At 69.7% G+C, this 12,813-nt stretch carries 10 protein-coding genes; 7 read left to right on the forward strand and 3 right to left on the reverse strand.

The features are described 5' to 3' along the window. Window positions 1-121 precede the first annotated feature (121 nt). From DFQ15_RS11240 to DFQ15_RS11255, 4 genes are all read left to right on the forward strand, one after another. Window positions 122-994 carry an HlyC/CorC family transporter gene (locus tag DFQ15_RS11240; RefSeq protein WP_110466070.1) on the forward strand — a complete coding sequence of 291 codons (873 nt, stop codon included), beginning with the start codon at window positions 122-124 and terminating at the stop codon, window positions 992-994. Beyond that, window positions 994-2,568: an apolipoprotein N-acyltransferase gene (lnt, locus tag DFQ15_RS11245; protein WP_110466071.1), complete on the forward strand. Its 1,575-nt coding sequence runs from the start codon at window positions 994-996 to the stop codon at window positions 2,566-2,568. The genes DFQ15_RS11240 and lnt overlap by 1 nt, the downstream gene beginning before the upstream one ends. 214 nt (window positions 2,569-2,782) lie before the next feature. Further along, the gene (locus DFQ15_RS11250) at window positions 2,783-4,069 is read left to right on the forward strand and encodes a Glu/Leu/Phe/Val family dehydrogenase (RefSeq protein WP_110466072.1); all 1,287 of its coding nucleotides are present in this window, start codon (window positions 2,783-2,785) and stop codon (window positions 4,067-4,069) included. 127 nt (window positions 4,070-4,196) lie between these two features. Further along, window positions 4,197-5,264: an asparaginase gene (locus DFQ15_RS11255; RefSeq protein ID WP_110466073.1), complete on the forward strand. Its 1,068-nt coding sequence runs from the start codon at window positions 4,197-4,199 to the stop codon at window positions 5,262-5,264. A gap of 259 nt (window positions 5,265-5,523) precedes the next feature. Here DFQ15_RS11255 and DFQ15_RS11260 read toward each other — a convergent pair whose 3' ends face one another. The 3 genes from DFQ15_RS11260 to DFQ15_RS11270 are packed head-to-tail and all read right to left on the reverse strand — an operon-like array spanning window position 5,524 to window position 8,175. After that, window positions 5,524-6,351, reverse strand: coding sequence for a phosphatase PAP2 family protein (locus DFQ15_RS11260; protein WP_158529057.1), 828 nt, complete (start codon window positions 6,349-6,351; stop codon window positions 5,524-5,526). Continuing rightward, the gene (locus DFQ15_RS11265; RefSeq protein WP_110466075.1) at window positions 6,332-7,198 is read right to left on the reverse strand and encodes a metallophosphoesterase family protein; all 867 of its coding nucleotides are present in this window, start codon (window positions 7,196-7,198) and stop codon (window positions 6,332-6,334) included. The genes DFQ15_RS11260 and DFQ15_RS11265 overlap by 20 nt, the downstream gene beginning before the upstream one ends. Then, on the reverse strand, window positions 7,195-8,175 hold the full coding sequence (locus DFQ15_RS11270; RefSeq protein WP_110466076.1) for a diacylglycerol/lipid kinase family protein: 981 nt from the start codon (window positions 8,173-8,175) through the stop codon (window positions 7,195-7,197). Before DFQ15_RS11270 ends, DFQ15_RS11265 begins: the two co-directional genes overlap by 4 nt. A gap of 282 nt (window positions 8,176-8,457) precedes the next feature. Here DFQ15_RS11270 and glyQ point away from each other — a divergent pair, with 282 nt between their 5' ends. The 3 genes from glyQ to glyS are packed head-to-tail and all read left to right on the forward strand — an operon-like array spanning window position 8,458 to window position 12,767. Beyond that, complete coding sequence (glyQ, locus tag DFQ15_RS11275) at window positions 8,458-9,366, forward strand: glycine--tRNA ligase subunit alpha (RefSeq protein WP_110466077.1); 909 nt, start codon at window positions 8,458-8,460, stop codon at window positions 9,364-9,366. Between the two features lie 4 nt (window positions 9,367-9,370). Continuing rightward, window positions 9,371-10,603: an STAS-like domain-containing protein gene (locus DFQ15_RS11280; RefSeq protein WP_110466078.1), complete on the forward strand. Its 1,233-nt coding sequence runs from the start codon at window positions 9,371-9,373 to the stop codon at window positions 10,601-10,603. Beyond that, the gene (glyS, locus tag DFQ15_RS11285; RefSeq protein ID WP_110466079.1) at window positions 10,587-12,767 is read left to right on the forward strand and encodes a glycine--tRNA ligase subunit beta; all 2,181 of its coding nucleotides are present in this window, start codon (window positions 10,587-10,589) and stop codon (window positions 12,765-12,767) included. Before DFQ15_RS11280 ends, glyS begins: the two co-directional genes overlap by 17 nt. Window positions 12,768-12,813 lie beyond the last annotated feature (46 nt).

Below are 12,813 nucleotides of genomic sequence, written 5' to 3' on the forward strand. Positions count from 1 at the left end.
CGTCGCGCCGGCCGGTACGGCACGAAAGCTCCGCGCCGCGGAGCCCTGGCAGCCGCATGGACAGGCGTTAGGCGCTATCCTCGGGCCATCTCCACTACCGCACGTCCTGCACCCCCAGACTGTGTCTGAACCCCACCCCGCGCGTGTCGACCGCGAAGACAAGCGCACGTTTCTCCAGAAAGTCGCCGAGTTCATCCACCCGGCCCCGGATTCGAAAGAGCAGCTGATCGAGATCCTGGCCGAGGCCGAGAACAACGACGTGATCGGCGCCGAATCCCGCGTCATGCTCGAAGGCGTGCTGCGCCTGGCCGACAAGACCGCCGGCGACGTGATGGTGGCGGCCCCCCGGATGGATCTGGTGGACATCGACGCGCCGTACGACCAGCTGCTGCACCTGGTCATCGACACGGCCCACTCCCGCTTCCCGGTCTACAGCGGTGAGCGCGAGAACATCATCGGCATCCTGCTCGCCAAGGACCTGCTCAAGCTCCAGCGAGCGCCCGAGCTCAACATCCGCGCCCTGCTGCGCGCCGCCGTCTTCGTGCCCGAGAGCAAGAGCCTGAACGACCTGCTGCGCGAGTTTCGCGGCAACCGCAATCACCTGGCGGTGGTGATCGACGAGTTCGGCCGCGTGGCCGGCCTGATCACGATCGAGGACGTGCTCGAAGAGATCGTCGGCGAGATCGAGGACGAGTTCGACATCGTCGAGGACGAGGGCGATATCTTCGCCCTGGCCGACCGCACCTACCGCGTCAGCGGCGACACCCCGGTCGAGCGGGTGGCGGAGGCCTTCGAGGCGAACCTGCATGCCACCGATGCCGACGAGGAGTTCGAGACCATCGGCGGCCTGATCGCCCACGAGATGGGCCATGTGCCGCGCCGCGGCGAGATGCATGTGATGGGCGGACTGCAGTTCCTGGTGCTGCACGTCCGGGGCGGCGCGGTGCGCTGGTTCAAGGTCATGCCGCAGGTCGCGCCGGCCGACGCCGGCTGATGGCCGCCACCGCTCCTGCCGCCCCGCGGGGCGCGCCCTGGGGCCCGTATGCCCTGGCGATCGCCGCGGGCGTCTTGCAGGCGATGTCGATCGCCGCTCCCTGGAACGGCCAGCCGCTGTGGTGGCTGCAGCTGTTGTCGCTGGCGGCGTTCTTCGGTCTGCTGGAGCGCACCGGCACCATCGCCCGCGCGGCCTGCGCCGGCTGGCTCTTCGGCACCGCCTGGCTCTGCGCCACCTACTGGTGGCTCTTCATCTCGCTGCACACCTACGGCGGCCTGGCCGCACCGCTGGCGGGGCTGGCGGTGCTGGGGCTGGCGGCCTTCCTGTCGCTCTACTACGGCGCCGCGGCGGGTTTCTACAAGGCATTCACGCCCCGCCGCGTCACGGCGCGCGCGGTGCTGCTCGGCCTGCTGTGGATGCTGGCCGAACTGCTGCGCGGCCACTGGTTCACCGGCTTTCCCTGGGGCGCGGGCGGCTATGCCCATGTGGACGGTGCCGCGCCGTGGCTGGCGCCGTGGATCGGGGTGTACGGCATCGGCGGGCTGGCGGCCATGGCGGCCGCGGCGGTCGCATCGCTGCTGACCGCCCGGCGCTGGTCGATGGCCGGCGGCGTGGCGCTGCTGGCGGTGGCGGTCTCGGTCGGGCCTGCGCTGGTCGGGCGCAGTGCGGACGAGGCGCCGGGCACGCCGCTCTCTCTGGCCCTGCTGCAGGGCAACATACCGCAGGACGAGAAGTTCCAGCCCGGCACCGGCGTGCCGATCGCGCTGCAGTGGTACGGCGAGCAGTTGCAGGGCGCGACCGCCTCGCTGGTGGTGGCGCCCGAGACGGCCCTGCCCCTGCTGCCGCAGGACCTGCCGGCCGGCTACGGCGAGGCGTTGCAGGCGCGCTTTTCCACCGGCGCGCAGGCGGCGCTGGTCGGCATCCCGATGGGCTCGGCGCGCGAGGGCTACAGCAACTCGGTCCTCGGCTTCCGGCCCGGCCAGCCGCTCTACCGCTACGACAAGCACCATCTGGTGCCGTTCGGCGAATTCGTCCCGCCGCTGTTCCGCTGGTTCACCGAGATGATGAACATCCCGCTGGGAGACTTCAACCGGGGCGGCCTGGGCCAGGCGCCCTTCGACTGGCAGGGCCAGCGCATCGCGCCCAACATCTGCTACGAGGATCTGTTCGGCGAGGAGATCGCGCGCAATTTCGCCGACCCGGCGCGGGCGCCCACCATCCTGGTCAACCTGAGCAACATCGGCTGGTTCGGCGACAGCCTGGCGATCGACCAGCACCTGCAGATCTCGCGGATGCGCACCCTGGAGTTCGACCGGCCGATGGTGCGCGCCACCAACACCGGCGCCACCGCGGTGATCGACCACCGCGGACGAGTCGTCGACAGCCTGCCGCGCCTGACCCGGGGCGTGCTGCTCGCCCGGGTCACCGGTCGCGGCATCGACGGCACCGCGCCAGGCGCGATCACGCCGTTCGCCCGCTGGGCCGCGCAGTGGGGGCTGGTGCCGCTCTGGCTGCTGTCGATGGGCGCAGCGGCCGTCGCCGCTTTCACCTCGTTGCGGCGCCGCGGCGCATAGCGTCTGCGCGGACGGCGCGCATGCCGGTATGCGCATACGGCATGGCCGCCGCACGCCGAAAGACCGGGGGCCGCATACGATCTCGCCGGGCTGCGTTGGCGCATCGGCGACATCGCACGGCAGGTCACCGCACGGTGTCCCGCCGCCGCCGGCTGCGCCGGAACGGGCCTGCCCGCTATTTTCTTCCATCCGCCCGCCGCGGAGAAAGCCAGTCATGAAGTTCGAGAAATCCACGCCCCTGTCGTACGTCCGCTCGGCCCCCGACAGTCCCTGGACCACCTACCTGTCTCAGGTCGACCGGGTGCTGCCCTACCTGGGCCATCTGGCCAAGTGGTCCGAGACCCTGAAGCGCCCCAAGCGCGCCCTGATCGTCGATGTGCCGATCGAGATGGACGACGGCACGGTGCGGCATTTCGAGGGCTACCGGGTCCAGCACAACCTCTCGCGCGGCCCGGGCAAGGGCGGCATCCGCTTCCACCCCGACGTGACGCTGGAAGAAGTGATGGCGCTGTCGGCCTGGATGACGGTGAAGACGGCCGGCGTCGGTCTGCCCTTCGGCGGTGCCAAGGGCGGCGTCCGCGTCGATCCGCGCCAGCTCTCGACCAAGGAACTCGAGCGCATGACCCGCCGCTACACCAGCGAGATCGGCATCATCATCGGCCCGCAGCGCGACATTCCGGCGCCCGACGTGAACACCAACGGCCAGATCATGGCCTGGATGATGGACACGTACTCGATGAATACCGGCAGCACCGCGACCGGCGTCGTCACCGGCAAGCCGATCCACCTGGGCGGCTCGCTCGGCCGGGTCAAGGCCACCGGTCGCGGCGTGTTCGTGACCGGCCGCGAGGCCGCGCGCCGCCTGGGCCTGCCGCTGGAAGGCGCCCGCATCGCGGTGCAGGGCATGGGCAACGTGGGCAGCACCGCGGCCGAGCTGTTCGTGCAGGCGGGCGGCAGGATCGTCGCGATGCAGGATCACAGCGGCACCCGCGTCAACCCCAAGGGCTTCGACATCGAGAAGGTGCGCGCCACCCTGGCCCGCGAAGGCAGCATCGGCAACCACAAGGAAGGCGAAGCGGCCGACCCCGAGGACTTCTGGGCGACCGACTGCGACATCCTGGTGCCTGCCGCGCTCGAAGGCCAGATCACCGCCGAGCGCGCCGGCCGCATCAAAGCCAAGCTGGTGCTCGAAGGCGCCAACGGCCCGACCCTGCCCGAGGGCGACGATGTGCTGCAGGATCGCGGCATCCTGGTGGTGCCCGACGTGATCTGCAACGCCGGCGGCGTGACCGTCAGTTACTTCGAATGGGTGCAGGACTTCAGCAGCTTCTTCTGGACCGAGGACGAGATCAACGTGCGGCTCGACAAGATCATGACCGAAGCGCTGCTGCACATCTGGGACACGGCCGACCGCCACAAGATCACGCTGCGCACCGCGACCTTCGCCGTGGCGTGCGAGCGCATACTCATCGCGCGCGAAGAGCGCGGTTTGTACCCTTGAACTGGGCGACGGGGGGCGGTGGCACGCGACTTGCGTGCGACCTTCGGCGACAGCGCTTTGCGCATTCAGCCATGACTCAATCGAAGAGAAGACTCGCCATGTACCTGTCCCCCGTTTCCGCGCCTGGATGGCCGGCACCAGCCTGGCGGCCTTCGGCGGGCTGGCGTCGGCCCAGACGCCGCCCCCCGCGGCGCCCGCTGCCGCAAAGCCCAATGTCGTGATCCTCGCCACCGGCGGCACGATCGCCGGCGCCGGCGCCAGCTCCGTCAAAAGCGCGAGCTACGCCGCCGCCAAGGTCGCGGTCGACAAGCTGATCCTGGGCCTGCCCGAGCTCGCGACCATCGCCAACGTGCGCGGCGAGCAGACCTTCCAGATCGCATCGGAGAGCTTCACCAACGACGCGCTGCTGACGCTGGCCAGGCGCGTCTCGGCCCTCGCCAAGCAGCCCGACGTGAACGGCATCGTGGTCACCCACGGCACCGATACGCTGGAGGAAACCGCCTACTTCCTGCACCTGACGGTGCACACCGACAAGCCGATCGTGGTCGTGGGCTCGATGCGCCCCGGCACCGCGCTGTCGGCCGACGGCGCTTTGAACCTGTACGACGCGGTCAGCGTCGCGGGCTCGAAGGACGCGGCCGGCAAGGGCGTGCTGGTCACGATGAACGACGAGATCCAGTCGGGCCGCGACGTGGCCAAGCTGGTCAACCTCAAGACCGAGGCCTTCAAGAGCCAGTGGGGCCCGCTGGGCATGGTGATCAAGGGCAAGAACTACTGGTTCCGCTCGCTCGCCAAGCGCCATACCAGCCAGAGCGAGTTCGACATCGACCAGATCGGCGCGCTGCCGGTGGTCGAGATCGCCTACGGCTACGGCAACGTGCCGCGCTCGGCGACCGACGGCGTCGGCGCCACGCCCGGCCTGCAGGCCATCGTCCACGCCGGCACCGGCAACGGCTCGGTCGCCGACCGGGTGGTGCCGGCCCTGCAGGAACTGCGCGCCAAGGGCATCAACGTGATCCGTTCGTCGCGCGTGCCGGCGGGCTTCGTGCTGCGCAATGCCGAGCAGCCCGACGACAAGTACGACTGGGTGGTCGCGCACGACCTGAACCCTCAGAAGGCCCGCATCCTGGCGATGGTCGCGATGACGAAGACGCGCGATCCGAAGGAGCTGCAGCGCATCTTCTGGATGTACTGAGTACTCCCCCAGGCTACGCACTTCGTGTCTTCGCCTACCCCCTCGCCGGGGGCGACATCGCTGGACCGGCAGAGCCGGATCCAGGATGCCCGGGTGGGGGCGGGGGCAGGGCGTGAGGGGCGGGTGCTTGTTTGAAGAGGCCACTGCATGCAGTGGCCTTTTGTTGGGCGCTCGGGATGGGTTTTGAAGGAAAAGATGCTGTAGCCGGCACGGTACGCCGGCCACCAGCTATCGATTTCGTAGCATGTGCCGGTGCGGTTCAGCGGCGGGCGAGGCGGTGGTGGCGGGCGTATTCGCAGCTGGCGATGCAGACGGCGAGCCAGGCAGCGCCGGAGCAGAGGCCGGCCAAGACGTCGCTGGCGAAATGGACCTGCAGGAAGATGCGGCTGCACGCCGTGGTGAGGACGATCGCCGCGGCCAGCATCGAGGCCGGGACATGCCAGCGCGGGGGTATCAGGCGCCAGGCCAGGTAGGCGAGCATGCCGTAGGTGACCATCGCGCCGGAGCTGTGGCCGCTGGGAAAGCTGTAGCCCGACGCGAGAGAGGGCATGCCGTCGTAGAGCGGGCGGGCGCGCAGAAAAATCTGCTTGAGCGCAGGGTTGAGGACGGCGTTGCCCGCCGTCGCCGCGATCCAGCCCAGCGCCAGGCCGCGGCGCTGGCCGGTCCACAAAGCCATTGCCACGGCGATGCCCATCACGATCAGCACCAGGGGTTCGCCGAAGTAGGTCAGCCAGCGAAAGGCGGCCAGAGCGAAGGTGGGCGTTTCGGCGGTGACGTGCAGGCTGAGCGCCTCGTCGGCGCGCTGCAGTGTGCGTCCGTCGCCCAGCAAGCGCGCGACGGCGGCGAACGCTGCGGCGGTCGCCAGCACCACCACGCCGCCGGCCGCGAGGCTGCCGCCCAGGGTGCGCAGGTAGCGGCCGCGCGGCGCGGTTCGCGGGGGGGCGTGCTGTCCGTCGTGGGGCGTGAGCCAGGCGGTGGCGGCGCCGGCGCCCGCCAAGGCGATGGCCAGCAGTACCAGGAAGGCCGGCCATGCATGCAGGCCGGCCTGCGTGGCCAGGGCCACCCAGTCAGTGGGAGCGGCGGCCATTGATCGTGATGCGGGAGACGGGGCCGGTGGCGGGCACTGCCAGGTCCAGCCCGTCGGACTGGGCCAGCACGAAGCGCTGCTCGGCGGCAGCGTAGTTCCAACGCTCCACACGGCAGCGGCGATGGCCGTCGGCGCATTCCGCATGCAGCAGGTTGACCGAGTTGGGCGCGCCGGGCCGCACGCGGGAGGAGACGGCCGTGCCGGCCTGCACCGCCCACAGCGGATGCGGCAGCGTGCGCGTCCGGTGCAGCGGCAGCACGAAGGGCAGGTGGATGTGGCCGCCCAGCACCATGTCGGCACCCGCGTCCGACCAGCGCCCGATCGCCGCCTCGGCGCCGCGCAGGATGTTGCCTGCGTCGGCATCGCGGGTGACGGCGACCGGCTGGTGCACCACCACCACCCGCACCTGCCGGGGCGCTGCGTGGCGCGCGGTTTCCAGCGCCTGTGCGGTGCGCTCGATCTGTTCGGCCGACACCTCGCCGTTCTCGTGCCGGTACCAGCGGGTGGTGTTGTGGGTCAGCACCAGGAACTCGGGAGTGTTCACCACCGGCTCCAGGTCGCGGCCCATCGCGGCGCGATGGCGGCCGTAGGGGTCGAACAGGCGGGCGCGCAGGTCGAACAGCGGAATGTCGTGGTTGCCGGGGACGACGGCCCATCGCGGGATCGTCAGCCGGTCGATCCAGGCGCGGGCCGCGGCGAACTGCGACCGCGTGGCGCGCTGGGTCACGTCGCCGGAGAGCACGGCCAGGGCCGGCGGGCGCTCCCGCACCAGGCGCTCCAGGGCGTCCAGCACCGCGGGCTGCTCGGTGCCGAAGTGGGTATCGGACAGGTGCAGCAGCACGCTCACGCCGCTGTGCCCCGGGCGGCGGCGGTTTCGGGCACGCGGTGCGGAGCGGGCCGGATCAGCCAGAGCGGCTCGGGCGCCACCTGGAAGCGCAGCGGCATCTCCATCCAGGCCAGCTCGCCGTCGGTCGCCACCTTCACCCGGCGGCGGCGCGAGCCACGCGCCGGCTCCACGTCCAGCGCGCGGAAGGACAGCGTGTCGATCGTCTTCGCATCGTCGAGCCGCCGCAGGGCGCCGCGCAGCAGCAGCCCCACCCGGGCCAGCAGGCCCTGGGGCTTCATGACCACCGCGGCCAGTGCGCCCTGCGTCAGTGCCTCTCCCTCGGCCACGCCCACCTGCTCGAACTGCAGCGCGTTGTTGCCGACGAAGAGCGAGGTGGTGCGCAGCTCCCGCACCTTGTCCTGCCACGACAGGCGCAGCGTCCACGGCCGGTGGCCGCGCACCAGCGTCAGCAGGGCCGCGGCGAGCGCCACCAGCCGGTTGCGGCCGTACTGCGACTTGTAGGTCTCGCGGTCTTCCAGCAGCGCGGCGTAGAGGCCCATGCTGGCGTTGACCAGGAAGACGCGCCCGTTGACCTGGCCCACCTGCACCGCCTGCGGCGCCTGGGTGAGCAGCACGTCCAGCGCGCCCTCGATCTCGGTCGGGATGCCGTGGTTGCGGCCGAAGTAGTTGAAGGTGCCCTGCGGCAGCACGCCGAAGGCGCATCCGCTGCCCAGCACCGCCTGCGCCGTCGCGTTGATGGTGCCGTCGCCGCCCGCCACCGCCACGATGCCGCCCGCGGCCTTGGCGGCCGCCACGGCGGCACGCGCCTGCTGCTGCGGCCGGTGGCGTTTGTCGATCGGGAAGGTGTGCAGCATGCGGCCGGCCGCGGTGCATCCGCGTTCGATGACCTCCCGCGCGTTCATCGCTTCGCCCTTGCCGGACTTGGCGTTCAGCACGAGAAAGATCGGCGCGTCGGGCGCGAGGGCGGGAGTGGGCATGGGTGGCAGTGCAGGGTGGCGAGCCGCTGCAGTATCGGCGGGTGCCGCCACCGACCCATGCGGACGATGGCCGAAGCGCCTGTCGGAGAAGGCCTGCAATCCCGGCGCTCCGCTGCAGCGGACGCGCGACGCGGCACGGCTCGCCGGGCCGCGCGGGGCCCCGCAGGGTCGGCACTTTAGAATCGACCGCTTTGCCGCGCCCCGCCGGGCGGGGCGTTGCGACCGGGCCGGCCCGCCGCGGCCGCGGCCGCGGCCCGGGCCGCCGTTCCTTTTGCGAAAACCATGTTGACCTTCCAGCACATCATCCTCAAGTTGCAGTCCTACTGGGCCGACCAGGGCTGCGCGCTCCTGCAGCCCTACGACATGGAAGTGGGGGCCGGCACCTCGCACACCGCCACCTTCCTGCGCGCCCTCGGCCCCGAGCCGTGGAAGGCCGCCTACGTGCAGCCCAGCCGCCGCCCCAAGGACGGCCGCTACGGCGAGAACCCCAACCGACTGCAGCACTACTACCAGTACCAGGTGGTGCTCAAGCCCGCGCCCGGCGACATCCTGGAGCTGTACCTGGGCAGCCTGCAGGCGCTGGGCTTCGACCTGAAGAAGAACGACATCCGCTTCGTCGAGGACGACTGGGAGAACCCCACGCTCGGCGCCTGGGGCCTGGGCTGGGAGGTGTGGCTCAACGGCATGGAGGTGACCCAGTTCACCTATTTCCAGCAGGTCGGCGGCATCGACTGCAAGCCGATCACCGGCGAGATCACCTACGGCCTGGAGCGGCTGGCGATGTACCTGCAGGGCGTCGACAACGTCTACAACCTGGCCTGGACCGAGGGCTTGAGCTACGGCGACGTCTACAAGCAGAACGAGGTGGAGCAGTCCACCTACAACTTCGAGCATTCCGACGCCGACTTCCTGTTCACCGCGTTCAACGCGCACGAGAAGCAGGCCCGGCACCTGATGGAACGGCGGCTGGCCCTGCCCGCCTACGAGCAGGTGTTGAAGGGCGCGCACAGCTTCAACCTGCTGGACGCCCGCGGCGCGATCAGCGTGACCGAACGCGCCGCCTACATCGGCCGCATCCGCAACCTGGCGCGCGCCGTGGCCAAGAGCTACCTCGACAGCCGCGCCCGCCTGGGCTTCCCGATGGCGCCGCGCGAATGGGTCGCTCAAATGCCAGCCGACCCGATGGCGTGAGAACATGGTTTCCATACCTTTCGAAGGCGATCTGAACTGGCCGGGATATCTTTTCCTGCAGAAGCGGCTCTTTGCAGAAATCGAGCGGGCGGGGCAGCGTCGGGTAACGCTCGATTTCCGTCGAATGCACCGCGTTTTTCCCAATGGCGCGGTTCCCCTGATCGTCTTGGTCGAGGGATATCGGCATGCCGGTCGCACGGTGAACGTAGAGGGAGCCGACACGCACCCCGCAATGTTGTCGCACGACTATCTCGCCCACCTGGATCCATCCCGCGGCATTCGGCCGCGTCTGGGAGCGTCGGCGGTGCATGTGTTTCATGACGATCTCGAAGTCAACACCTTGATCGATCAGAAGATCCATCAGGTTTTGGGACAGGCGGCCTACGCCCCGGGGGTGCTGCCTGCATTCGAATGGTTTCTCAACGAAATCGCGGGCAATGTGCTGGTGCATGCAGGTGGCAAAGGGTGGATGCAGGTGCTGGTGCATCCGGCGACCCGGCATCTTTCCGTGCTGCTCGCCGACGATGGAATCGGGATTCCTGCATCGATCCGGGAGTCGGCACTGCTGCGCGAACGGTTCGGCGACCGGGTGACGGATGGCGATGCCATCGAGATCGCGTTGCGCAAGGGTGTCACGTCCAAACCGGACTTCGGACAGGGCAAAGGCCTGGCCGGCACCCTGGCCATCGTCAAGGCCAGTCCCGGTGGAACCCTGTCCATCACGTCGCAGCAGGGACGGGTCTCCTACGCGTTCGAGGAAGGTCTGAAGGTGCGCGATCACCAGCCGCCACTGCGCGGTACCCTGGTGGACGTGCAATTGGATTTCTCGGCACCGATCGAGATCGAGAAAGCGCTGTGGGGCCATGTTCCCGTGAATTTCGCCGAGACGGTGTACGGGAAGGAGTCGCCTGCGGGTGTCATGCGACTGGTCCTGCGCGACGAAGCACCCAGTTTCGGCAACCGCATCACCGGCGCGCGCATCAGGACCAAGATCGAGAACCTTCTGGAGGTCGCGCCCCACGACGTGTTGGAGATCGACTTCGGCGGCGTTTCCATTCTGGCCTCCTCCTTTGCCGATGAAGTGTTCGGCAAGCTGGCAGCCCGCCTCGGGATCGTCGGTTTCTCTCGCCGATTGCGATTTCCGAGCCTCAACGCCTTTTGCCAAGGCGTCATCGACGATGTAGTGCAAGCACGGCTTGCACATAACTATGCAAACAAAAATGGCCCATCAACCTAACCTGCTGGTCGAGCTCTTCGTGGAAGAGCTGCCGCCCAAGGCGCTGAAGAAACTGGGCGACGCGTTCGCCGACGTGCTGGCCGAGCAACTCCGCGCCCTGGGCCTGGCCGGCAAGGCGTCGCGCGCCACCGCCTATGCCTCGCCGCGCCGCCTGGCGCTGCACCTGACCGACGTGGCCGGCCACGCCGCCGACAAGGCCCAGTCGCAGAAGCTGATGCCCGTCTCGGTGGGCCTGGACGCCGCCGGCAACGCCACGCCTGCGCTGCTGAAGAAGCTGGCCGCGCTCGGCGCCGACGCCTCCGCCGTGCCTGGCCTGCAGCGCCGGGCCGACGGCAAGGCCGAAGCGCTCTTCTACGAAAGCACCGTGCCCGGCGCCACGCTCTCCGAGGGCCTGCAGAAAGCATTGAACGAGGCCATCGCCAAACTGCCGATCCCCAAGGTTATGGCCTACCAGCTAGGCGCCGGCAGCGCGATGCCCGGCTGGACCACGGTGAGCTTCGTGCGCCCGGCGCACGGCCTGGTGGCGATGCACGGCAGCGAGGTGCTGCTGTCGGTGCAGGCGCTGGGCCTGGCCGCCGGCAACGCCACCCACGGCCACCGCTTCGAGGCGCGGGTCGATCCGGTCGTGCTGCGTGATGCCGACAGCTATGCCGAGCAGCTGCGCGACGAAGGCGCGGTCATCGCCAGCTTCGCCGAGCGCAAGGCCGAGATCGCGCGGCAGTTGAAAGGGGCGGCCGGGCGCATCGGCGGCGGCGTGGTGCCGATCGAGGACGACGCGCTGCTCGACGAGGTCACCGCGCTGGTCGAGCGGCCCAACGTGCTGGTCTGCGCCTTCGAGCCCGAGTTCCTCGACGTGCCGCAGGAGTGCCTGATCCTCACGATGAAGGCCAACCAGAAGTACTTCCCGCTGCTGGACGCGTCGGGCAAGCTGACCAACCGCTTCCTGGTGGTGAGCAACATCACGCCCGACGACCCGAGCGCGGTGGTCGGCGGCAACGAGCGGGTGGTGCGCCCGCGCCTGGCCGACGCCAAGTTCTTCTTCGACCAGGACCGCAAGAAGACCCTGGCCTCGCGCGTCGAATCGCTCGGCAAGGTGGTCTACCACAACAAGCTGGGCAGCCAGGGCGAGCGGATCGAGCGGGTGCGCGCCATCGCCAGGGCGATCGCCGAGCAGCTCTTCGCCGGCATCGGCGCGCACAACGCGGCGGCGCTGGACACGCCCGAAGGCGAGATCGCCCGCGACTACCTGCTGTCGTGCGTCGACACCGCCGCCCTGCTGGCCAAGACCGACCTGGTCACCGACATGGTGGGCGAGTTCCCGGAGCTGCAGGGCATCATGGGCGGCTACTACGCCGCCAACGACGGCCTGGCGCACGAGGTGGCCCACGCGATCGAGGACCACTACAAGCCGCGCTTCGCCGGCGACAGCCTGCCGCGCGAGAACGTCGGCGTCGTCGTCGCGATGGCCGACAAGCTGGAGACGCTGGTCGGCATGTTCGGCATCGGCAACCTGCCCACCGGCGACCGCGACCCGTTCGCGCTGCGCCGCCATGCGCTGGGCGTGATCCGCATGCTGTCCGAGAAGGCGTTGCCGCTGGATCTGGACATGCTGGTGCGCTCTGCCGTGCCGGCCTTCGGCAGCAAGATAGAAGACCCGTCGGCCGCGCTGCTCGACTTCGTCTACGACCGCCTGGCCGGCAGCCTGCGCGAGCAGGGCTACAGCGCGCAGGAGGTCGATGCGGTGCTGGCCCTGCGCCCGCAGCGGCTCGGCGACGTGCCCAGGCGCCTGGCCGCGGTGCGCGCCTTCGCCACGCTGCCCGAGGCGGAGGCCCTGGCCGCCGCGAACAAGCGCGTCTCCAACATCCTGAAGAAGGCCGGCACCGTCGATGCGCATGTGAGCGAGCTGCTGCTGCAGGAGTCCGCCGAGAAGGACCTCTACGCCGCGCTGCAGCAGGTCGGCCCGCAGGCGCAGGCCCGGTTCGACGCGGGCGACTACACCGCCTCGCTGCAGACCCTGGCCGCGCTGCGCGCGCCGGTCGATGCGTTCTTCGACGGCGTGATGGTCAACGCCGAGCAGATGGACCTGCGGCTCAACCGCCAGGGCCTGCTGCGGGTGCTGCACGATGCGATGAACCGCGTCGCGGACCTCTCCCGTCTGGTGTGATGACTCCCTCCCGAAGCGCCTGCGGCGCCTCCCCCGCGAGCGGGCG

This window comes from Xylophilus ampelinus, assembly GCF_003217575.1.
Lineage (GTDB): Bacteria > Pseudomonadota > Gammaproteobacteria > Burkholderiales > Burkholderiaceae_C > Xylophilus > Xylophilus ampelinus.

What these genes read in the sequence shown, in the direction of transcription:
- DFQ15_RS11255 (WP_110466073.1), top strand. Translation starts at nt 4,197, where the DNA reads ATGGCCGGCACCAGCCTGGCGGCCTTCGGCGGGCTGGCGTCGGCCCAG.
- glyQ (WP_110466077.1), top strand. Translation starts at nt 8,458, where the DNA reads ATGTTGACCTTCCAGCACATCATCCTCAAGTTGCAGTCCTACTGGGCC.
- lnt (WP_110466071.1), top strand. Translation starts at nt 994, where the DNA reads ATGGCCGCCACCGCTCCTGCCGCCCCGCGGGGCGCGCCCTGGGGCCCG.
- DFQ15_RS11270 (WP_110466076.1), bottom strand. Translation starts at nt 8,175, where the DNA reads ATGCCCACTCCCGCCCTCGCGCCCGACGCGCCGATCTTTCTCGTGCTG.
- DFQ15_RS11280 (WP_110466078.1), top strand. Translation starts at nt 9,371, where the DNA reads ATGGTTTCCATACCTTTCGAAGGCGATCTGAACTGGCCGGGATATCTT.
- DFQ15_RS11250 (WP_110466072.1), top strand. Translation starts at nt 2,783, where the DNA reads ATGAAGTTCGAGAAATCCACGCCCCTGTCGTACGTCCGCTCGGCCCCC.
- glyS (WP_110466079.1), top strand. Translation starts at nt 10,587, where the DNA reads ATGGCCCATCAACCTAACCTGCTGGTCGAGCTCTTCGTGGAAGAGCTG.
- DFQ15_RS11260 (WP_158529057.1), bottom strand. Translation starts at nt 6,351, where the DNA reads ATGGCCGCCGCTCCCACTGACTGGGTGGCCCTGGCCACGCAGGCCGGC.